The organism is Enterobacter cloacae complex sp. 2024EL-00214, assembly GCF_043945575.1.
In the GTDB taxonomy this organism is placed as follows: Bacteria; Pseudomonadota; Gammaproteobacteria; order Enterobacterales; family Enterobacteriaceae; genus Enterobacter; species Enterobacter cloacae_P.
This window is the reverse complement of sequence record NZ_JBIMRC010000012.1, coordinates 35,748-57,568: the sequence shown is the minus strand read 5'-3', so window position 1 is coordinate 57,568 and position 21,821 is coordinate 35,748. Positions and strand designations below refer to the sequence as shown.

Genomic DNA, 21,821 nt, shown 5'->3' with positions numbered 1-21,821 from the left:
ATTCCTCTTAAACTGCCGCCGCAGTGGCGTTATCAATTAAATCCAGCACGTCCTGCGCGGTACGGCAGGCACGTAAACGGTCAAAATTGGCTTCATCATCAAACAGATTGACGATCTGCATGATGCCCACCTCCTGGTGGGTATTGGCATCGACGGCGGCCATCGTGATGAGGATGTCGACCGGATCGTTATCTTCGTGGTTGAACACCAGAGGCGTTTTCAGCGTCACCAGGGCGAAGCCCGTTTTTTTGACGCCCTCTTCCGGGCGGCCATGCGGCATTGCCAGGCCCGGTGCAATCACAAAGTAAGGGCCATGCTGCGCAACGCCATCAAGAATGGCCTGGTAATAACGCGGCTCGACAACGTCAGCCTTAACCAGCAGATTCACGCTCAGTTTTACCGCTTCCTGCCAGGTGCTGGCCTCTGCCTGTAAAAGGATGGAGTTATTGTCTGCCAGCGAATCACGTAGTTTCATATGGCGTCCTTACTTCACGTCTTGTGGGAAGTGTTCTTTGATCACTTCCAGCAGTTTTGGACCAAAATCCGCTGGCGATAGCATGTTGCGCACACCCACGACATATTTATTGCCCGTCACGGTGATCTCACCAGCGATATGAGTAGAGGCGATGATGATATCTGCGCCGTTCAGTTCACTTTTGTATTCACCCACTGCGCAGCTGTTCACCGTGTGGTCAATGTTTGACTGGGTTAAAAACTGATCCACTTTCATTTTCATGATCATGGAGCTTCCTTGCCCATTGCCACACACAGCCAGAATACGTACGGTCATAATCAACACTCCTTAGTGAGCAGAAACTTCTGCTGTTTGTTTTTCTGCATCTTCTTCGGCTCGCAGCGCGCGACCGGCGAAGAACATATAAGCCAGGGCAATCAGGATAATGACGGCCATAAAGATCAGTCCGATGGAGACAAAGCCCTGCATCATCGGCGGTGCCAGAATTGACCAGTCAGCCATGCCCATCCAGGCACTCATGCCCGTGAGCTTAACCGCCCATACGCAGCCGAAGATTTCAATCATCCCCATCACCAGACAAATCTTGAGTGCCGCACGCCAGCCACCAAAGTGGTTAGCAAAGACACCAATGGTGGCGTTGGAGAAGAACATCGGGATAAAGCCAGGAATAATCAGAATGGAAGAGCCGCAGCCCACCAGGATGCCAACCGCAATCAGCTGACCGATAGTGCCCCACATAAAGCCCCAGACCACGGCGTTTGGTGCAAAGCTATAAATCGCCGCACAGTCAATGGCCAGTACGGCACCGGGAATCAGGCGTTGAGAAATACCGTTGAAGGCTTCGGACAGTTCGGCAACGAACATGCGCACGCCCTGGGTGATGATGAAAATCGCCACCGCGAAGGAGAAGCCGGTCTGCAGGATATAGATAGTCCAGTGGGTTTTACCCGCCATCGCCTGCACCACGTCAATGCCGAAGGAGAGCAGAATGGCACCGAAGAAGAGGGTCATGACAATCGCCGTTGAGACGATGTTGTCGTGGAAGATATTCAGCCAGCCAGGTAGCTTAAGATCTTCAACACTCTCTTCTTTCTTACCCAGATATGGCGCAACTTTATAGGCAATCCAGGAAGCAAACTGTTGCTGATGGCCGATGGAGAAGCCGCAGCCGTCGGTCACGTCCTGCGTTGGCTTGTACATCATGTTGGAGGTGATCCCCCAGTAGAGCGACACCAGCACCGCAGTGCAGATAATCGTGGTCCACATTGGGTAGCCGAAGATATAGAAAGAAACCGCAATCAGCCCCGCCTGCTGGAACATAATGTGGCCGGTCAGCATGATGGTTCGAATGCCGGTAATCCGACGTAGCAGAACGTAAATGATGTTCAGCGCCAACGCCAGCAGGACGGCGTACCCCACCCAACTATAGGCATCTCCCATACGATCGATGGTGGCCATCATGGATGCATAGGTGTCAGAGATCGCGCCGTTGATGCCATACACTTCCGACATTTTGGCGACCACTGGCTTAAACGTGCCGGTCAGAATGCCTGAACCTGCCTGCAACAACATGAAACCAATGATGGTTTTGATCGTGCCTTTGATAATAACGCTGACGCTCTTACGCAGCAGGATGTAACCCAGACACGTCACAATACCCAGCAAAAGCGGGGCGTTAGTCATTACCTGATTAAAGAACACGGTAAAGACGTTGTAGAGGATCTCCATAACTCTCTCCAGAAATGAGAACACGAGGGGCAATCCCTGTGTGGTTGGTGCCATCACTCTATTAATCACAAATAATCATCACAAGATTGCATTTGATTATTTGTGACGTATCACGCAAATTATTTCCATATTGTTAGTAATGATTTTCACTACCGCATAAAAACAATAAATTATTCTATATAATTCATTTAGTTAATACTTAATAGTCGTAAGTCTAACAAGGTTTATGCAGATTTTCCGTGAGGTTGGCAGGGTAAAATTACGCAATTTACCCATTGCAAACCCGATAAAATGGTGACAGCATTGAATCACAACAAATCACAATGTGATTACTTTTGATTAAAACCAGGAGTCAAACGATGAGTAAAGTGAACACCATCACCCGTGAATCATGGATTCTGAGCACCTTCCCGGAATGGGGTAGCTGGCTGAATGAAGAGATTGAGCAGGAACAGGTCGCTCCTGGCACCTTTGCAATGTGGTGGCTGGGTTGTACGGGGATCTGGCTGAAATCAGAAGGTGGCGCGAATATTTGCGTCGATTTCTGGTGCGGAACGGGCAAACAGAGCCACGGCAATCCGTTGATGAAAAAAGGCCATCAGATGCAGCGTATGGCGGGCGTTGAAAAACTTCAGCCCAACCTGCGTACCACGCCATTTGTCCTTGATCCCTTTGCCATTCGTCAGATTGATGCCGTGCTGTCTACCCACGATCACAACGATCACATTGATGTAAACGTGGCAGCAGCCGTCATGCAAAACTGCGCTGACGATGTACCGTTCATTGGGCCGCAGACCTGCGTCGATTTATGGATCGGTTGGGGTGTACCAAAAGAGCGTTGCATTGTGATGAAACCAGGCGACGTAGTGAAAATCAAAGACATTGAAATCCACGCGCTGGATGCCTTTGACCGTACCGCACTGATTACCCTGCCTGCCGACCAGAAAGCCGCTGGCGTGCTGCCAGATGGGATGGACGAACGTGCGGTGAACTACCTGTTCAAAACGCCTGGTGGTTCCCTGTACCACAGCGGCGACTCTCACTACTCCAACTACTACGCGAAGCACGGTAACGAGCATCAGATCGACGTGGCGCTGGGCTCCTACGGCGAGAACCCGCGCGGCATTACGGACAAGATGACCAGCGCCGATATGCTGCGCATGGCGGAAGCGCTGAACACCAAAGTCGTGATCCCGTTCCACCACGATATCTGGTCAAACTTCCAGGCCGATCCACAGGAAATCCGCGTACTGTGGGAGATGAAAAAAGACCGCCTGAAGTATGGCTTCAAGCCGTTTATCTGGCAGGTGGGGGGCAAGTTCACCTGGCCGCTGGATAAGGACAATCTCGAGTACCACTACCCTCGGGGCTTCGATGATTGCTTCACCATTGAGCCAGACCTGCCGTTCAAGTCATTCCTCTGATTGTGAAGCCAAATCGCCAGACCTGAGTGTCTGGCGATTTCATATTTATTTTAGTAATCTCACGCTATTTCAAATATCATCTTTTCAAATCAATTCTTATCGGAATAGCTCATGACGGAAGCGCAACGGCATCAAATTTTACTGGAACTCCTGGCGCAAACAGGGTTTGTCACCGTCGAGAAAGTGATCGAACGTTTAGGGATCTCCCCGGCGACGGCACGGCGGGATATCAACAAGCTGGATGAAAGCGGCAAACTGAAAAAAGTCCGCAACGGCGCGGAAGCCATCAGCCAGCAGCGCCCCCGCTGGACGCCGATGAACATCCATCAGGCACAAAACCACGATGAAAAAGTGCGGATTGCCAGAGCCGCCTCACAGCTGGTGAATCCCGGTGAGAGCGTGGTCATCAACTGCGGCTCCACGGCGTTTCTTCTGGGCCGGGAGATGTGTGGGAAGCCGGTGCAAATCATCACCAATTATTTGCCACTCGCCAACTATCTCATCGACCAGGAACATGAAAGCGTGGTGATTATGGGGGGGCAGTACAATAAGAGCCAGTCCATCACCCTCAGCCCGCAGGACAGCGAAAACAGCCTCTATGCCGGGCACTGGATGTTTACCAGCGGTAAAGGTCTGACCGCTGATGGGTTGTATAAAACCGATATGCTGACCGCAATGGCGGAACAAAATATGCTCAACGTGGTGGGCAAGCTCGTTGTGCTGGTAGACAGCAGCAAAGTAGGTGAACGCGCAGGCATGCTGTTCAGCCGGGCTGAACAGATAGACATGGTGATCACCGGCAAAAATGCCAACCCGGAGATCCTCCAGAAGCTGGAAGCCCAGGGTGTCACTGTTCTGCGCGTTTAAAGGTGCTGGCGAAAAAAGTCGACGGTGGCATCCAGCGCCGTCGGCGTAATACGATGCCGAACCCCAGTTTCCCACAGGCAGGTCAGATTGCCGTCCAGACCTTCGCGTTGTAGCGCCTGCTGTAAACGGAAGGTTTCGACAGCGGGAACCACATCGTCTGCGCCACCATGCCACAACAGTAATGGACGTTCGGCCAGGCGCGGTAATGCCCGGGTGACGTCCCACTCCGCCAGTGATGCCAGCAAGGCTTCAGTACCGTCCTGCACTGGTGGTGGAAACAACGTCTGTGACAGTGAGGTGAAATAGCCCGACCCCATCAGGCAGGCCACGGATTTCACTTCGGGGTGATGCGTCATGATCCCAAGCGCTGTCATCCCGCCCATCGAAGCCCCGGCCACTGCCAGACGATCGTCGGCCACCAGACCGGCCTGATAAAGCGCATCACGCAACCCGGCAAACTCGGTCAGACTACCGTAAAGGATTGGCCAGAACTGCCCCAGCCGTGCCTGCTCATCGCCCGTAAACCGCGCACCGTGGTCAGGAGCATCCGGCATGACGACACGAAACCCAGCCTGTGCCAACGCCACCGCAAAATAGCTATAGACCAGCTTTGATGAAGTAAACCCATGATAAAAAACCACAACAGGTAGCGGTTGCTCACTTTTCCCTGCCGGTATTGCGTGTAATATTTCATGGTCACCGAGGCGGCGTGTTTCAAGTTCAATCATTGTCGATCCTGTGCTAATGAATGATTCATAATGTTGAGAACTGGGTTACGCTTTCACGATATTTTCATTCGAAATTTACGCCCCAGATAACACTTCGGGAACATTCCCCTAAAACTAAATTCACAGACAACTACACTATGTCTATCAGGAAACGAGATATGGTTATGCACAGGCTTGCTGCTTTATTGCTGGTGTCTCTGCTCGGTGGCTGTAGTGCGCTGCAGGGAACGCCACAACCCGCTCCCCCTGTAGCCGATCACCCGCAGGAAATTCGTCGTAATCAGACGGAAGGATTACAACGTATGGGTACCGTCTCCGCGCTGGTTCGCGGTTCCCCGGATGACGCGGAAGAAGCAATTGAAGCACAAGCCGTCGCCGCCAAAGCAGATTATTACGTCATCATTATGATCGACGAAACCATCATTACGGGACAGTGGTACTCACAGGCAATTTTGTACCGTAAGTGAAGGTCATAATTTGAACGACATTTACACTGCTTTGCGTCCATAGACATTTTCCTGTCCACAATAAACTCCATGCCCGCAACAATGGAAGTGAGTTTATTTGCAAAGGAGTGCCCGGCGGATACCGGAGACATGTGAAATGGAGCTGACGATGAAACGAACTCTTGCTTTGACCTCTTTGTTGCTCTCAGCTGGCCTTGTGAGCACAACCGCACAGTCAGCTGAATTCGCCAGTGCTGATTGCGTGACTGGCCTGAATGAAATTGGCCTCATCTCCGTCAATAATATTTCGGGGAGCCCGCAAGACGTTGAACGTGTCGTTGCATTAAAAGCTGATGAACAGGGCGCTTCCTGGTATCGCATCATCCAGATGCAGGAAGACAACCATGTCGACCATTGGCGGGTACAAGCCATCCTCTATGTTTAATTCCTCCAGATAAAAGCCACTTTTTGAGTGGCTTTTCGTATTTGTAAATCAAGAAAATCATCAACAACACGTGAGCCAGGTTGACGCTAGCCGACTCTGCCCGTGGCGCGTAACAACAGGTCATTTTGCACCTGTTCACTCATAAGCGAACCGCCACGGTTGTCCAGCATCATACGGCACCACGCCTGCGCCACTGGTGGTGATGCGTACCGCAGCATCTGGCTCCCGGCTCCCAGTAAAAAGATCTGCTGAGCGATCTCTCTGCCCTGTGCCTCCTGTGGTTTACGCAGTTTTTGCTGAAGCTGCCGCCAGCAGCGATCGAAGTGTCTGTCCTGTCCTTTTACCTGGGCAAAATCGTCAGTGAGCAGCTCAAGAATGCCCGGTTGCTTCGCCAGCACGCGCAGAACATCCAGACACATGATATTGCCTGAGCCTTCCCAGATACTGTTAACCGGCATCTCCCGGTACAAACGGGGAAGCTCACTCTCTTCGCAATAGCCGATCCCCCCCAATACCTCCATCGCTTCTGCCACAAAGGGGATCCCCGCTTTGCACACGCTGTATTTCGCCGCCGGGGTGAAAAGCCGCGCCCAGGCCGCCTCTTGTGCATCGGCGCGCTTATCCCACGCGCGGGCAAGGCGGAATAACAGTGCCGTTTGCCCCTCCAGCACCAGCGCCATACGGCTCAGTACATCGCGCATTAATGGCTGCTCGATAAGGTTCTTACCAAATGTCTGCCGCTGATGGGCATGGTACAGCGCCACGGATAGTGCCCGGCGCATCAATCCGTGGCTACCCAGCGCACAGTCGAACCGCGTGAGTCCCCCCATTTTGAGGATCTGCCGAACCCCTTCCCCCTCCTCCCCTAACAACCATCCGGAGGCATCAAGAAACTCCACTTCACTGCTGGCGTTAGAGCGGTTACCCAGCTTATCTTTCAGACGCTCCAGGCGTACGGCGTTACGTTGCCCGTCAGGTAAAAAGCGCGGGACAAAAAAGCAGGACAACCCACCTTTCGCCTGCGCCAGCACCAGGTGTGCATCACTTTGCGGCACGGAGAAAAACCATTTATGCCCCACCAGCCGATAGCTGCCGTCACTGCACTTTTCCGCTTTGGTGGTATTGCTGAGCACATCCGAGCCGCCCTGCTTTTCCGTCATCCCCATACCAATCAACAGGCCACGCTTCTGCCCACCGGGAGAAAAATGTGGATCGTAACGATCGCTCAGTAATGGCGTGAGCCAGTGACGAAAATCGCCCGTCAGCGACTGTTGCAACAGCGGTGTGGCGGCAAAGGTCATGGTGATGGGGCAAAGCGTGCCTGCTTCCACCTGGGCGTGGAGCATAAAACGCGCAGCCCGGGCGACAAATGATCCCTTCCGCGCCTCCTCTTCCCACGCCAGGTTGTGTACCCGGTTGGCACAGAGACCTTGCATCAGCAAATGCCACGCCGGGTGAAAACGAACGTCGTCCAGCCTCTCCCCGGTGGCGTCATAACGTAGCAGCTCCGGCGGGTTGACGTTTGCCAGCCTGCCCAGCTCCAGTGACTCAGCCGTCCCTAACTGTTGCCCGATGCTGGCGAGAAGCTCAACATCCCAGCCAGCACCCTCACGTATCACCGCATCGCGCAGTGCGCAATCAGAGAGAAAAAGGTTGCTGTTCGAAAGCGGTACGGGTTGATTAAAAACGGTATGCGTCTGCCAGTGCATGCTGTGTCCCTCCTTCAGTGGCAATGAAGGTAAGTATGGACAGACCACGCTCACACTGCATGGGAGTGGAGTCACACGCTGGCGATCCCGCTGATATCATTCGTGAAATAGCTCACAGAACACAAGAATAAACTATTTCATACATTCCGTTTTGTTGAATAATTTATTCTTACTTTATTCTGCGAGGCACGTTATGCAACCTTCCCACCGTGCGCCGGATGCGCACAAGCGCGCGTTAATTGCTGGCTCCATTGGTAACTTCATCGAATGGTATGAGTTCGCGGTTTACGGTTTTCTGGCGACCGTCATTGCGAAAAACTTCTTCCAGCTCGAAGGGGAATCGGGGCTGACCAGCCTGATCCTCACCTACGCTTCGTTTGCCATCGCTTTCTTCTTTCGCCCGCTGGGCGCGGTGGTATTTGGCCGTATTGGCGACCGTATTGGCCGAAAACCTACCCTGATTATTGTGCTGGTGTTGATGACGCTGGCCACTGCCGCCATCGGCATGGTGCCGGTCTACGCCAGCATCGGTATTGCTGCACCGCTGATTATCACATTGCTTCGTATACTACAGGGGTTGTTTGCCGGGGGTGAATACGGGGGAGCCGTTTCGCTGATGACAGAGTTCGCACCACGCGGCAAGCGAGGGCTCTACGGAGCATGGCAGTCCTTCACCGTCGCGCTGGGACTGCTCGCGGGGGCTGGCGTGGTCGCGCTCCTTTCCACGCTGCTCACACCCGACGCTCTGCACGACTGGGGCTGGCGCATTCCGTTCTTCCTGGCAATCCCGATGGGGGTTGTTGCCCTGTGGTTACGAGTGAGCATGGAAGAGACACCAAGCTTTGTCCACCAGCAGGAAAAACCGGCCATCGCTCAGGCCGATACTGCCGCCACGCTCAAAGCCATCGTGATGGGGATTGGACGCGTGATGGTCTGGTCTGCCGCGGGTTATACCTATCTGGTGATTATGCCCACTTACCTGCAATCTGCATTACATACCGGATTCAACCAGGCACTGTTGATTGCAGTAATTTCTAACATCGGTTTTGCACTCACCATTATGCCATCGGGGATCCTGAGTGACAGGATCGGACGCCGTACGGTGATGATTATCGCCACTGCATTACTGCTGATCCTCGCCCTGCCGCTGCTGAAAATTCTGCAGGCAGAGTCCAGTACGCTGGCGGTGAAAGCGCTCGTGGTGTTGGTTGCGGGTGGCCTGGTGGGAATGCTGGCAGGGCCAGGGCCTGCGATGCTGTCGGAGATGTTCCCGACGCGGGTACGCTATACCGGGCTTGGGTTGGCTTACTCCCTGTCGAACGCCCTCTTCTCTGGCTGTGCCGGGTTGATTATTACCGGGCTGATCAAAGAGACGGGCAACCTGGATATTCCGGCTTACTACGTCATGGCAACGGCGGTGGTGAGTATGGTGGCGCTGATGACGCTGAGGAAAGATGATCATTTGCGATCGCTGGAAGAGTGAGTTGACCACCGTCTGATGCCCTCTCCCGATGGGAGAGGGCGAAAACACTAAAGGCCGTCATCAGGACGGCCTTTCTGTTTACCCGCGCTGACGCACCGCTTCAAACAGGCAGATGCCCGTTGCGACAGACACGTTCAGGGATGAGACGCTGCCAGCCATTGGAATACTGATCAGCTCATCGCAGTGTTCACGGGTCAGGCGACGCATACCTTCGCCTTCTGCACCCATCACCAGCGCCAGACGGCCGGTCATTTTGCTCTGGTACAACGTATGATCCGCCTCACCGGCAGTCCCGACGATCCAGATATTCTCTTCCTGCAGCAGACGCATGGTGCGCGCCAGGTTGGTTACACGGATCAGCGGAACGTTTTCCGCCGCGCCACAGGCGACTTTCTTCGCCGTTGCGTTCAACTGAGCGGAGCGATCTTTCGGCACGATCACGGCATGTACGCCCGCCGCATCGGCGCTACGCAGACACGCGCCGAGGTTGTGTGGATCGGTCACGCCATCCAGGATCAGGAAGAACGGGTTATCCAGCGTGGCGATCAGATCCGGCAGATCGTTCTCCTGATACTGACGACCCGGCTTCACGCGGGCAATGATCCCCTGGTGAACCGCACCTTCACTTTTCTCATCCAGGAACTGGCGGTTCGCCAGCTGGATCACCACGCCCTGCGCTTCCAGCGCGTGGATCAGCGGCATCAGACGTTTATCTTCACGCCCTTTCAGAATAAAGACTTCCTGAAAACGCTCCGGTGCGCGCTCCAGCAGGGCCTGCACCGCGTGGATGCCGTAAATCATTTCACTCATTGATGGTTCTCATAATGTGCATTTCCCCTCTCCCCTTTGAGGAGAGGGTCAGGGTGAGGGGAGAATTTACTCCGCCTGATTTTTCTTTGCTGCGCGCTTTGCTTTGGTGGCAGCGGCAATTTTCTGCGTTTTAGACGATGGCTTTTTCGCTTTTCGGGCCTCTTTCTTCGCAGCCTTCGGCTTCTGTTTCTTCTCGCCACGGAAGGCGCTGTCTGGCTCGAAGTTCACCTTCTTACCGGCCTGACGACGTTTACCGCCCGCATTGCCGCCTTTTTTCGCCTTTTCACGCGCCGTTTTACCCACGTTACGCGGGCCACGTTCGCTGGAGATCAGGCTGAAGTCGATTTTTCGCTCGTCCATATTGACGGCTTCAACCTTCACTTCAACACGATCGCCAAGACGATAGGTCTGGCCACCGGATTCGCCAATCAGGCGCTGCCCGACCTGGTCGAAACGGTAGTAGTCGTTATCCAGAGTCGATACATGCACCAGACCATCGATAAACAGCTCGTCCAGACGGACGAAGAAACCAAATCCGGCCACGCTGGCAATCACGCCTTTAAAGACGCTACCAACGTGATCCAGCATAAAGTCACATTTCAGCCAGTCAGAGACTTCGCGCGTTGCTTCATCAGCACGGCGTTCGGTCATAGAACAGTGCTGACCCAGCTGCAACATCTCTTCCATCGAACAATGGTAGCCGCCAGTTTCAGTGCTGTTCCCTTTGTGGCCCTGTTCCTGCGCCAGCAGATATTTAATCCCACGGTGCAGGGAAAGGTCAGGATAACGGCGGATTGGCGAGGTAAAGTGTGCATAAGACTGCAGCGCCAGGCCGAAGTGACCACGGTTCTCTGGATCGTAAATCGCCTGCTTCATGGAGCGCAACAGCATCGTCTGTAGCATTTCTGCATCAGGACGATCGCCAATGGACTCCAGTAACTCGGCATAATCACGCGGCTCCGGCTTGTTACCGCCAGGCAACTCCAGACCGAGTTCTGCCAGAACAGAGCGGAATGCAGTGATGGCTTCCGTCGACGGTTTGTCGTGAATACGGAACAACGCAGGCTCTTTGGCTTTCTCAACGAAACGTGCCGCCGAGATGTTCGCCAGGATCATACACTCTTCAATCAGCTTATGCGCATCGTTACGCTGGGTCTGCTCGATACGTTCAATGCGACGTTCAGCGTTGAAGATAAATTTCGCCTCTTCACTTTCAAACGAGATCCCACCGCGCTCTTCGCGCGCCTGATCCAGCGTTTTATAGAGGTTATGCAACTCTTCAATGTGTTTAACCAGCGGCGCATATTGTTCACGCAGATCCTGGTCGCCCTGCAGCATATGCCAGACTTTGGTATAGGTCAGACGTGCGTGAGAGCTCATCACCGCTTCGTAGAACTTGTAACCGGTTAAACGACCTTTGGTAGAGACGGTCATCTCGCAGACCATACACAGACGGTCAACCTGCGGGTTCAGGGAGCACAGGCCGTTGGAGAGCACTTCCGGCAGCATCGGCACCACCTGAGACGGGAAGTAAACCGACGTACCGCGGCTGCGCGCTTCATTATCCAGCGGGGTGTGCGGGCGGACATAATAGCTTACATCGGCGATAGCAACCCACAGACGCCAGCCGCCACCGCGTTTTTTCTCACAGTAAACGGCATCATCGAAGTCGCGGGCGTCTTCACCATCAATCGTCACCAGCGGCAGGTCGCGCAGATCCACACGGCCCGCTTTGGACTCTTCTGGTACTTCTTCCTTCAGGCCAACGATCTGCTCTTCAACCGCTTTTGGCCAGATGTATGGGATCTCATGCGTACGCAGCGCCATATCGACGGCCATGCCGGTACCCATGTTGTCGCCCAGCACTTCGACGATTTTACCCACCGCTTTGGTACGACGGGTTGGACGCTGGGTGAGTTCAACCACCACCACAAAGCCCATACGTGCGCCCATCACCTCTTCAGGCGGGATCAGAATATCAAAACTCAGACGGCTGTCGTCCGGTACCACAAAGCCCACACCCGCATCGGTAAAGTAGCGGCCTACAATCTGGCTGGTTTTCGGCACCAGCACGCGTACCACGCGCGCTTCACGACGACCTTTACGATCGGCACCCAGCGGCTGCGCCAGGATTTGATCGCCATGCATACACATCTTCATCTGTTCGGATGAGAGGTACAGATCGTCTTTACGGCCTTCCACGCGCAGGAAGCCATAGCCATCACGGTGACCAATGACCATACCTTTCAGCAGGTCGAGACGTTCTGGCAGCGCGTAGCACTGACGGCGGGTAAAGACCAGTTGCCCGTCGCGCTCCATCGCACGCAGGCGACGGCGAAGGGCTTCAGTTTGCTCTTCACCTTCAATGTTTAATTCAACGGCAAGTTCTTCACGATTGGCGGGTTTTTCGCGTTTTGTTAAGTGTTCAATGATGAACTCACGGCTGGGAATAGGATTCGCGTATTTTTCGGCTTCGCGTTCCTGGAAAGGATCGTGTGACATGTCGGTTCCTCCGTTGTCAGCTCCGGTGGAAATTTTCTTCATTCCACCAGCAATAATTTATAAAGCGGTTGATTCTCTTCAACCAAATCGGCCAGCGTGTAGTTATCCAGTTCCTTGAGAAAACTTTGCACAGCCTTAGAAAGCGCCTGTTTCAGGCGGCAAGCGGGGGTAATGTGGCAGAACTCGCTGCTGCAATTCACCAGAGACAGCGGCTCCAGTTCTCGAACCACATCGCCAACGCGAATACTCTGCGCCGGTTTACCGAGACGGATCCCCCCATTCTTCCCGCGGACGGCAGCCACATATCCGGCGCGACTAAGTTGATTGATTATTTTGACCATATGATTACGGGACACACCGTAGACCTCTGTCACCTCAGAGATACTGGTCATTTTCCCATCGGGTAACGACGCCATGTAAATCAGCGCACGTAAGCCGTAATCGGTGAAACTTGTTAACTGCACATCAACCTCAGGAAAAAAGGGAAAGCGCGGTCAAACCGCAGAGATATTCATTAATGATGATAAACCAGCCAGATAGTTAGCGGCTAATTTATTTGACAGACGGGGCGAAAAAGCGGGTATCAGAGAGCGTTCGCCGGATGGCGCGACGCTTAACCGGCCTGCAGGTTTCCCCGCAGGCCAGCAGTAACGAAGATTATGCGTCGAACGGGTCGCGCAGGATCATCGTTTCAGTACGATCCGGGCCGGTAGAAATAATATCGATCGGCACTTCAGTCAGTTCTTCAATACGCTTGATGTAATCCAGCGCCGCCTGCGGCAGGCCGCTACGCTCTTTCACACCAAAGGTCGTTTCAGACCAGCCTGGCATCGTTTCGTAAATTGGCTCAATGCCTTCCCAGTCGTCAGCAGCCAGCGGAGTGGTGGTCACTTCGCGGCCATCTGGCATACGGTAGCCTACGCAGATTTTTACTTCTTTCAGGCCGTCCAGCACGTCCAGCTTGGTCAGGCAGAAGCCAGACAGGGAGTTGATCTGCACTGCGCGACGCACTGCAACCGCATCCAGCCAGCCGGTACGACGACGACGACCGGTGGTCGCGCCAAACTCGTTACCCTGCTTACACAGGAACTCGCCGGTTTCATCAAACAGCTCGGTCGGGAATGGACCTGCACCCACGCGAGTGGAGTAAGCTTTGATGATACCCAGAACGTAGTCCACATAACGTGGGCCCAGGCCAGAGCCAGTCGCCACGCCACCAGCGGTGGTGTTAGAGGAGGTTACGTACGGATAGGTACCGTGGTCGATGTCCAGCAGCGTACCCTGCGCACCTTCAAACATGACGAAATCGCCACGCTTGCGTGCCTGGTCCAGCAGATCGGAAACATCAACAACCATACCGGTCAGGATGTCAGCAATCGCCATGACGTCATCCAGCACTTTCTGGTAGTCAACAGCGTCCGCTTTGTAGAAGTTCACCAGCTGGAAGTTGTGATATTCCATCACTTCTTTCAGTTTTTCAGCGAAGGTCGCTTTATCAAACAGGTCGCCCACACGCAGACCGCGACGTGCAACTTTGTCTTCGTAAGCCGGGCCGATGCCACGACCGGTGGTACCGATCGCTTTCGCGCCACGTGCTTTTTCACGCGCGACGTCGAGTGCAACGTGATAATCAAGGATCAGTGGGCAGGCTTCGGAGAGCAGCAGACGCTCGCGAACCGGGATACCACGGTCTTCCAGGCCTTTCATCTCTTTCATCAGCGCAGCAGGAGACAGCACAACGCCGTTACCGATGATGCTGGTGACGTTTTCACGAAGAATGCCTGATGGAATAAGATGGAGGACGGTTTTTTCACCGTTGATTACGAGAGTATGGCCTGCGTTGTGACCGCCCTGATAGCGTACAACATATTTAGCCCGTTCAGTCAGAAGATCAACAATCTTCCCTTTACCTTCGTCACCCCATTGGGTGCCCAGTACGACGACGTTGTTACCCATTTTTTTCAAAATCACCGTTTGCTTAAAAATGGATTCTACCACCGCTTTTTCAGATATACAGCACTTTTTGACCTTAAAACATGCCAAATCCGACCACTTTTTGATCAGCCAATCGTTTTACTCAACATGTAGTAGACAACGATACCTGCAACCACAAGACCACCGCCAAATCGACGCAAAATATTATCCGGAAGCTGGCTCATGGTGGCGATCATACGACGCCAGGCGCGTGGATAAAGCATCGGCCCCAGCCCTTCAAGGACTAAAACGAGCGCCAGTGCCAGCCAGATCGTTGAATTCATTTTGGTTCCTTATAAAAGAAAACCACCGCTCCGTAGAGAGCGGTGGTTTGAATACTCAAACGAGCCTGAGTTTATCGCGTTGCGTTAGCTGGCGTCTTCATATAACGGAAGAAATCGCTGTCCGGGCTGAGCACCATCACATCCTGGTTGCTCTGGAAGCTATTCTCGTATGCACGCAGGCTACGGATAAAGGCATAGAAGTCCGGATCCTGGCTGAATGCATCGGCAAACAGCTTCGCCGCTTCGGCATCACCTTCACCGCGCAGAATACGGCCCTGACGCTCAGATTCAGCCAGCGTCTTGGTCACTTCGTAATCCGCCGCAGCACGCAGCTTCTCAGCCTCTTCCTGGCCCTGTGAACGGTGACGACGGGCAACCGCTTCACGCTCAGCGCGCATACGGTTGTAAATCGCCTCAGACACTTCCGTTGGCAGGTTGATCTGCTTGATACGCACATCGACCACTTCGATACCCAGTGCCGCCATACTGTTCGGGTTAATCACCGGCACTTTGCCGTTGGTTTCAGCCTGAACACGCTCAGCCGCTTTGGCAATCGCATCATCTGCTGCCGGGGTAGAGACTTCGTCTTCTGTACCCGCAGAACCGGAGTTCAGCGCATCGCGCACTTCCAGGGTCAGACGACCACGGGAGTCGGTCACGATGTCTTTCACATCCAGACGACCAATCTCAGAACGCAGACGGTCAGAGAACTTACGTTTCAGCAGCACTTCCGCCTGAGAAACGTCACCACCGCCCGTTGCCAGGTAGTAGCGGCTGAAATCACTGATACGCCATTTGATGTAGGAATCAACGATCAGGTCTTTCTTCTCTTTGGTCACGAAACGGTCAGCCTGGTTATCCATCGTCTGGATACGAGCGTCGAGCGTTTTCACTGATTCAATCAGTGGGATTTTAAAGTGCAGGCCTGGCGCATAGACCAGCGGTTTGTTCTCGCTGTCGCGCAGAACTTTACCAAAACGCAGGGTAATCCCACGCTCACCCTCTTTCACGACAAAGATAGAGGTATAAAGTACGACCAGTACGATGATGATGATCGCAATAACTGACTTACGCATCCTTATTCCCCCTGACGCTGGTAGTCGTTACGCTGCGCGTTAGCACGGCGTTGGTCCATAATGTCACCATCGTTCGAAGAAGGCGTGGTTGTTGCGCTTGAGCTGCTGGATGATGCAGGTGGCAGACGCAGCAGGTTGTTGGCACCGCTGGTGTCAGCCTTCGCTGCCGGAGCAGAACCGCCTTTCAGCATCTGATCCAACGGCAGAACCATCAGGTTTCCACCTTTGTTGTCGTTAACCAGCACTTTACGCGTATGGCTCAGCACTTTTTCCATCGTCTCGATATAGAGACGCTCGCGGGTAATTTCCGGCGCGGCTTTATATTCCGGCAGGATCTTCGCGAAACGAGCCACTTCACCCTGAGCTTCCAGGACAGTCTGGGTCTTGTACGCGCGCGCTTCTTCAAGAATACGCTGTGCCTGACCGTTAGCACGTGGCTGAACTTCGTTGGTGTACGCTTCCGCTTCACGGATGTACTGCTGTTCGTTTTCACGTGCGGCAATCGCATCATCAAACGCGGCTTTCACCTCTTCCGGCGGACGGGCTGCCTGGAAGTTGACGTCCAGCAGGGTAATACCCATGTTGTACGGACGAATGGTCTCTTCCAGCTCACGCTGGGTATCGCTACGAATAACGGTACGACCTTCGGTCAGGATACGGTCCATCGTGTATTTACCAATCACGCCACGCAGTGCGCTATCGGTCGCCTGGCGCAGGCTGTCATCAGCGCTGGTTACGCTAAACAGATAACGTTCAGGATCGGTCACGCGGTACTGTACGTTCATCTCAACGCGCACCACGTTTTCGTCAGAGGTCAGCATTACGCCGGTGGCCGCCAGTTCACGGACAGACTCCACGTTCACTGCGGTCACATCGTCGATAAAGGTCGGTTTCCAGTTCAGACCCGGTTCAACCAGATGGCTGAACTTACCGAAACGGGTGACCACACCGCGTTCTGCTTCTTTAATGGTGTAGAACCCGGTGGAAGCCCAGATGATCACCACGGCAGCGGCAACAATGCCCACCACGCGGCCACCCATTTGCGGGCGCGGCCCCTGAGTGGAATTCCCACCCGAGCCAGAACCTTTACCTCCGCCAAGACCACCCAGCTTTTTGCTGAGCTTGCGGAAGATATCATCCAGATCCGGCGGCCCCTGCTCGCGACCACCTTTGTTGCCATTTCCCCCAGAGTTGCCGCCTTGATTATTGCTGCTTCCCCACGGGTCGCGGTCTTGTCCGTTATTACCGGGCTGATTCCACGCCATGTATATGCTCCATATTTGTTATGCAAGGGCGAATTATTCAGGCATCCCCTTTCCGATCAGACGATATAGTCGACCAGTGCAGGTTCTTGTTTACAGAGGCGACGCCAGTCAACGATCGGCATACGCACCTGCATCCCCACGCTGCCGTCATCCTCCATCCACTCTTTTTCTATCGCCTGAAGCTGATAAAACCGGCTGCGCAGCCTGCCTTCCTGTGGCGGCAATCGCAGCGTGTGCTGAGCTACCTCACCGGAAAGACGTTCTGTCAAAGCCTGGAAAAGCAGTGGCACGCCAATACCGGTCTGGGCAGAAAGCCAGACCCGAATCGGTTTGTTCTCTTCATCTCTATCGATACGCGGTTCAAAATCGTCCAGCATATCGATCTTATTCATCACCAACAGCGTTGGAATTTCGTGAGCGTCGATCTCTTCGAGCACCACGTTTACCGCGTCGATGTTCTCCTGCACGCGCACGTCTGCAGCATCAATCACGTGCAGCAGCAGGGTCGCCTGTCGCGTCTCCTGCAGGGTGGCTTTGAACGCCGCCACCAGGTCATGCGGCAAATGACGGATAAACCCTACGGTATCCGCCAGAACGGTTTCACCGACGTCGGCAACGTCAATACGACGCAACGTAGGATCCAGGGTCGCAAACAATTGGTCTGCGGCATACACCTGGGCCTCAGTAATCTGGTTAAACAGGGTGGATTTACCGGCGTTGGTATACCCCACCAGCGACACCGTCGGGATGTCGGCTTTTGTTCGCGCCCGACGCCCTTGTTCACGCTGTTTTTCGACTCTTTCCAGACGCGAAAGGATCTGGGTAATACGGCCACGCAGCAAACGGCGGTCGGTTTCGAGCTGGGTTTCACCCGGACCGCGCAAACCAATCCCGCCCTTTTGTCTTTCAAGGTGGGTCCAGCCACGCACAAGCCGCGTTGCCAGATGGCGCAACTGCGCCAGCTCAACCTGCAGCTTCCCTTCGTGGGTACGCGCGCGCTGAGCAAAAATATCTAAAATCAATCCTGTGCGATCGATGACACGGCATTCGCAAAGCGCTTCAAGGTTACGCTCCTGAGCCGGAGACAGCGCATGATCAAACAACACGACTGACGCACCGGTTGCTTTTACGGCATCCGCAATTTCAACTGCTTTACCTTCACCAACAAAATACTTTGGGTGCGGCGCTTTACGGCTACCGGTAATCACCTGCATTGCTTCGACACCGGCGGAAGAGACCAGAGATTCAAACTCCTGGAGGTCTTCCATATCTTTGTCTTGCGAAAAATAGATGTGTACCAGCACCGCCTGCTCACCGGCATCATAACGGTCAAACAAGCGTAAACCCCTCAAAAATGATCAGCGGGGAACGCAGGATCCCTGGCTCCCCGTGTGGATAACAGCCAGAGACCTTATTCGTTCTCTTCGCTGTCCTGCGCTGGAGTTGAAGAACCCTGCGCGCTGCTGCCATGATGGTAGTTACTACCCGTGCCGCCGCCAGCGTTATTGCTGTGATGAGATACCGGACGAGACGGAACAACGGTAGAAATAGCGTGCTTGTAAACCATCTGGCTGACCGTGTTTTTCAACAGGATCACGAACTGATCGAAAGATTCAATCTGACCTTGCAGCTTAATACCATTCACCAAATAAATAGAAACTGGAACACGTTCCCGACGCAATGCGTTCAGGAATGGGTCTTGTAAAGATTGCCCCTTAGCCATTCTATCTTTTCCTTATATGCTTGTTTTGTACTTAGAACCTTGCGATTCTGAAAAATTGCGCACGATACGATTCAATTGTACACATTCAGTGAGCGATATCACCAACAACCTCAATCACTTCGTTTAGCGCCTGTTGCGGTTTTTCACTGTCTAACCAGTGAACACCGTCCCAACCGCGTAACCAGGTAATCTGGCGCTTCGCTAACTGTCTTGTGGCGCAAACACCTCGATAAACCATTTCATCGTATGAAATCTCACCTTCAAGATACGACCACATCTGGCGGTATCCCACACAACGAATGGAAGGCATATCCGTATGCAAATCTCCACGGGCAAAAAGCGCCCGCACTTCTGCTTCAAAATCTGAAGCTAACATCTGATGAAAACGCTGCTCAATTCGTTGATGGAGCAGTTCACGGCTCGCCGGGGCGATGGCGAACTGATGCACCTGATACGGCAGAGCGTCTCCTGACGTTTGCGTCAGTTCCGTTAAAGTTTTACCCGAAATGAAAAAAACTTCCAGTGCCCGGGAAAGCCTTTGCGGATCATTTGGATGAATACGTGCTGCGGCAACGGGATCAATCTTCGCCAGTTGCTGATGCAAAACGTCCCATCCCTGCTCTGCTGCCTGCTGCTCAATTTTTGCTCTGACTTCCGGATCCGCAGATGGCAGTGGTGATAACCCTTCCAGCAACGCCTTGAAATAGAGCATGGTTCCGCCAACCAACAGCGGTATACGTCCCGCCGCCGTTATCTCGGCCATTTCGGCTAAGGCATCGCGGCGGAAGTCCGCTGCGGAGTAAGCCTGAGCCGGGTCAAGAATATCCAGCAAACGATGCGGTGCCGCGCGCAGTTCTTCTGCGTCTGGCTTCGCCGTGCCGATGTCCATTCCCCGATAGATGAGGGCGGAATCAACACTAATCAACTCTACAGGCAAAACTTTACGTAACTCAATGGCTAACGCCGTTTTGCCGGAGGCCGTTGGCCCCATTAAAAAAATCGCCTTAGGCAGGCTCGCCTTGCTTACGTCAATCATGTTTCAGGGCGGTCATCGCCGTTTGTAAATCAACAGGTTGTAATAATCCACCCGGCGGCATTTTCACCAGATGCGGGCAAAGGCGTTCAACCTCCGCCAGCACGGTAATCGCCTGCGCCATGCTCCACGGTGCGTGTTCGCTTGCCAGATGGCGGGCGATCCACTGCGCGGTATTGGCCGCATCAAACGTAGTTTGCTGCGCCAGGTAGCCTATCAGTTCAGGAATCAAGTTTTGTAAATTTTGTTGGCGTAAGGGTAAAGGCACTGCACGAATTGTCACATGCTGTGCTTCCAGTACGATTTCAATACCCATCCGGGCAAGCTGCGCTTCTACACGCTGTAATACCTTTGTTTCTTCAGGGGATATTTTTAGCCGGACCGGGATCAACAACGGCTGCGCGCAGGCCGCATTTTCCCCCGGCGTGAGCTGCACCTGCTTTAGCCAACGCTCCGCTACCGGTAAGGCCAACAGCACCAGCCTGCCATCACGTTCAAGTAATGCCATGTCAGGAGCAACAATCGTCAGTACCCGCCCAAAACTCTGACTATGGCCTTCCAGGGAAGACGTCGGCACCTCAATGTGTGCCTTACGCTCCACAGCCGGAGTATCCAGCAATTTACGGTACAATGCCCCTTGCTGCTTTTGATAGCCGGGCTGGGCGTTCGGATAGTTCGCTCCGGTTGGGCGCGGTGCGCTCTCCGTCGATGAAAAACGCGGCGCTGCCGGTTCGCGTGCAACGGCAGGTTCAGCAAAATGGTTACGCCCCGCCGCTACCCGGTTTTCCGGCAACGGACGCGGTACCTGAACCTCATTTTCCAGCGGCAGCGTCGGTGCAACCTGCTGCTGCAAGACGCTCAGCACTCCCTGATAGATAAAATCATGCACCAGACGTGACTGATGAAAACGAACCTCGTGCTTGGCAGGGTGGACATTCACGTCAACCTGATGCGGGTCGATCTCCAGATAGAGCACAAACGCGGGCTGCTGATCCGCGCCCAGCTTGTCTTCACACGCCTGACGAATGGCGTGGTTAATCAGACGGTCACGCATCATACGACCATTTACGTAGCAATACTGGATCTCAGCAAATGCGGCGCTGCTTGCGTTTGGATCGGCAACCCAGCCGCGCAGGGCCAAATCGCCATGCTGCCACTCGATGGCCAGCGCATTTTCCAGGAACGGTGTTCCGCAGATAGCGCCTAAGCGGCGCTCCTTCTGCCCGCCTTCCGCCACCGCGCGGTACTGACGCATCACCTTGCCGTTATGGCTGAGATTGATGGTAACGTCGAAACGCGCCAGCGCGATACGGCGGATAATCTCATCAATATGGCCAAATTCGGTCTTCTCGGTACGCATAAACTTGCGCCGGGCGGGAGTGTTGTAGAACAGGTCTAATACTTCCAGCGTGGTACCGACAGGATGAGCCGCAGGCTTGACCGTCACGTCCATATCACGCCCTTCAGCATAAGCCTGCCAGGCTTCCTGCTGTTCAGCCGTGCGGGAGGTGAGCGTTAAACGGGAAACAGAACTGATACTGGCCAGCGCCTCGCCGCGAAAACCGAGGCTAATAATCGCTTCCAGATCGTCAAGCGAGGCAATTTTACTGGTGGCATGACGCGCCAACGCTAACGCCAGCTCGTCTTTTTTGATGCCACAGCCGTTGTCACGTATGCGGATAAGCTTTGCGCCACCACGTTCGATATCAATATCAATGCGGGTTGCGCCCGCATCAAGGCTGTTTTCTACCAGCTCTTTCACCACCGATGCAGGACGTTCCACCACCTCACCGGCGGCGATTTGGTTCGCAAGCTGCGGCGGTAGAACCTGAATCGGCATGAATTCTCC

At 53.9% G+C, this 21,821-nt stretch carries 21 protein-coding genes; 5 read left to right on the top strand and 16 right to left on the bottom strand.

Features of this window, described 5'->3' with window-relative positions; genetic code table 11:
• Nucleotides 1–7: 7 nt before the first annotated feature.
• Genes ulaC through ulaA form a run of 3 tightly spaced genes read right to left on the bottom strand, consistent with a single transcriptional unit; the run spans nt 8 to nt 2,203 of the window.
• A complete protein-coding gene (gene ulaC / locus ACHHZ6_RS14490; protein ID WP_395122465.1) occupies nt 8–475 on the bottom strand; it encodes a PTS ascorbate transporter subunit IIA in 468 nt (155 codons plus the stop codon).
• Nucleotides 476–484: 9 nt separating this feature from the next.
• Nucleotides 485–790, bottom strand: coding sequence for a PTS ascorbate transporter subunit IIB (gene ulaB, locus ACHHZ6_RS14485; protein ID WP_000218355.1), 306 nt, complete (start codon nt 788–790; stop codon nt 485–487).
• Between the two features lie 12 nt (nt 791–802).
• Nucleotides 803–2,203: a PTS ascorbate transporter subunit IIC gene (gene ulaA / locus ACHHZ6_RS14480; protein ID WP_182273500.1), complete on the bottom strand. Its 1,401-nt coding sequence runs from the start codon at nt 2,201–2,203 to the stop codon at nt 803–805.
• Between the two features lie 359 nt (nt 2,204–2,562).
• On the opposite strand from ulaA, the gene ulaG reads away from it, so the two are divergent.
• Nucleotides 2,563–3,627, top strand: coding sequence for an L-ascorbate 6-phosphate lactonase (gene ulaG / locus ACHHZ6_RS14475; RefSeq protein ID WP_010427455.1), 1,065 nt, complete (start codon nt 2,563–2,565; stop codon nt 3,625–3,627).
• Between the two features lie 111 nt (nt 3,628–3,738).
• Complete coding sequence (gene ulaR, locus ACHHZ6_RS14470) at nt 3,739–4,494, top strand: HTH-type transcriptional regulator UlaR (protein ID WP_182273499.1); 756 nt, start codon at nt 3,739–3,741, stop codon at nt 4,492–4,494.
• Here ulaR and yjfP read toward each other — a convergent pair.
• On the bottom strand, nt 4,491–5,222 hold the full coding sequence (yjfP, locus tag ACHHZ6_RS14465) for an esterase (RefSeq protein ID WP_182273498.1): 732 nt from the start codon (nt 5,220–5,222) through the stop codon (nt 4,491–4,493). The genes ulaR and yjfP overlap by 4 nt on opposite strands.
• A gap of 137 nt (nt 5,223–5,359) precedes the next feature.
• Here yjfP and bsmA point away from each other — a divergent pair, with 137 nt between their 5' ends.
• Together bsmA and yjfN are read left to right on the top strand one after the other, a co-directional pair.
• On the top strand, nt 5,360–5,689 hold the full coding sequence (gene bsmA, locus ACHHZ6_RS14460) for a biofilm peroxide resistance protein BsmA (protein ID WP_182273497.1): 330 nt from the start codon (nt 5,360–5,362) through the stop codon (nt 5,687–5,689).
• Nucleotides 5,690–5,837: 148 nt separating this feature from the next.
• The gene (gene yjfN, locus ACHHZ6_RS14455) at nt 5,838–6,113 is read left to right on the top strand and encodes a DUF1471 family protease activator YjfN (RefSeq protein ID WP_182273496.1); all 276 of its coding nucleotides are present in this window, start codon (nt 5,838–5,840) and stop codon (nt 6,111–6,113) included.
• 86 nt (nt 6,114–6,199) lie between these two features.
• Here the strand turns inward: yjfN and ACHHZ6_RS14450 are convergent, their stop codons facing one another.
• A complete protein-coding gene (locus ACHHZ6_RS14450) occupies nt 6,200–7,822 on the bottom strand; it encodes an isovaleryl-CoA dehydrogenase (RefSeq protein ID WP_182273495.1) in 1,623 nt (540 codons plus the stop codon).
• A gap of 193 nt (nt 7,823–8,015) precedes the next feature.
• Between ACHHZ6_RS14450 and ACHHZ6_RS14445 the strand changes: the two genes are divergently transcribed.
• Nucleotides 8,016–9,305, top strand: a complete 1,290-nt coding sequence (locus tag ACHHZ6_RS14445; protein WP_182273494.1) for an MFS transporter — start codon at nt 8,016–8,018, stop codon at nt 9,303–9,305.
• A 78-nt stretch (nt 9,306–9,383) separates the two neighbouring features.
• Here ACHHZ6_RS14445 and rlmB read toward each other — a convergent pair whose 3' ends face one another.
• The 11 genes from rlmB to mutL all read right to left on the bottom strand — a co-directional run bounded on the left by rlmB (nt 9,384) and on the right by mutL (nt 21,812).
• Nucleotides 9,384–10,115: a 23S rRNA (guanosine(2251)-2'-O)-methyltransferase RlmB gene (rlmB, locus tag ACHHZ6_RS14440; RefSeq protein ID WP_182273493.1), complete on the bottom strand. Its 732-nt coding sequence runs from the start codon at nt 10,113–10,115 to the stop codon at nt 9,384–9,386.
• 66 nt (nt 10,116–10,181) lie between these two features.
• Nucleotides 10,182–12,617, bottom strand: coding sequence for a ribonuclease R (gene rnr, locus ACHHZ6_RS14435; protein ID WP_182273492.1), 2,436 nt, complete (start codon nt 12,615–12,617; stop codon nt 10,182–10,184).
• 38 nt (nt 12,618–12,655) lie between these two features.
• Nucleotides 12,656–13,081, bottom strand: a complete 426-nt coding sequence (nsrR, locus tag ACHHZ6_RS14430) for a nitric oxide-sensing transcriptional repressor NsrR (RefSeq protein WP_014068620.1) — start codon at nt 13,079–13,081, stop codon at nt 12,656–12,658.
• A gap of 193 nt (nt 13,082–13,274) precedes the next feature.
• On the bottom strand, nt 13,275–14,573 hold the full coding sequence (locus ACHHZ6_RS14425; protein WP_006178975.1) for an adenylosuccinate synthase: 1,299 nt from the start codon (nt 14,571–14,573) through the stop codon (nt 13,275–13,277).
• A gap of 104 nt (nt 14,574–14,677) precedes the next feature.
• Nucleotides 14,678–14,875 carry a DUF2065 domain-containing protein gene (locus ACHHZ6_RS14420; protein ID WP_182919292.1) on the bottom strand — a complete coding sequence of 66 codons (198 nt, stop codon included), beginning with the start codon at nt 14,873–14,875 and terminating at the stop codon, nt 14,678–14,680.
• Nucleotides 14,876–14,946: 71 nt separating this feature from the next.
• Complete coding sequence (hflC, locus tag ACHHZ6_RS14415) at nt 14,947–15,951, bottom strand: protease modulator HflC (RefSeq protein ID WP_182273490.1); 1,005 nt, start codon at nt 15,949–15,951, stop codon at nt 14,947–14,949.
• Nucleotides 15,952–15,953: 2 nt separating this feature from the next.
• Nucleotides 15,954–17,216, bottom strand: coding sequence for an FtsH protease activity modulator HflK (gene hflK / locus ACHHZ6_RS14410; protein ID WP_395122461.1), 1,263 nt, complete (start codon nt 17,214–17,216; stop codon nt 15,954–15,956).
• 56 nt (nt 17,217–17,272) lie between these two features.
• Nucleotides 17,273–18,553, bottom strand: coding sequence for a ribosome rescue GTPase HflX (gene hflX / locus ACHHZ6_RS14405; RefSeq protein ID WP_023310136.1), 1,281 nt, complete (start codon nt 18,551–18,553; stop codon nt 17,273–17,275).
• A 74-nt stretch (nt 18,554–18,627) separates the two neighbouring features.
• The gene (hfq, locus tag ACHHZ6_RS14400) at nt 18,628–18,939 is read right to left on the bottom strand and encodes an RNA chaperone Hfq (RefSeq protein WP_182273487.1); all 312 of its coding nucleotides are present in this window, start codon (nt 18,937–18,939) and stop codon (nt 18,628–18,630) included.
• Nucleotides 18,940–19,024: 85 nt separating this feature from the next.
• Nucleotides 19,025–19,975: a tRNA (adenosine(37)-N6)-dimethylallyltransferase MiaA gene (miaA, locus tag ACHHZ6_RS14395; RefSeq protein ID WP_182273486.1), complete on the bottom strand. Its 951-nt coding sequence runs from the start codon at nt 19,973–19,975 to the stop codon at nt 19,025–19,027.
• On the bottom strand, nt 19,968–21,812 hold the full coding sequence (mutL, locus tag ACHHZ6_RS14390; protein ID WP_182273485.1) for a DNA mismatch repair endonuclease MutL: 1,845 nt from the start codon (nt 21,810–21,812) through the stop codon (nt 19,968–19,970). The genes miaA and mutL overlap by 8 nt, the downstream gene beginning before the upstream one ends.
• Nucleotides 21,813–21,821 lie beyond the last annotated feature (9 nt).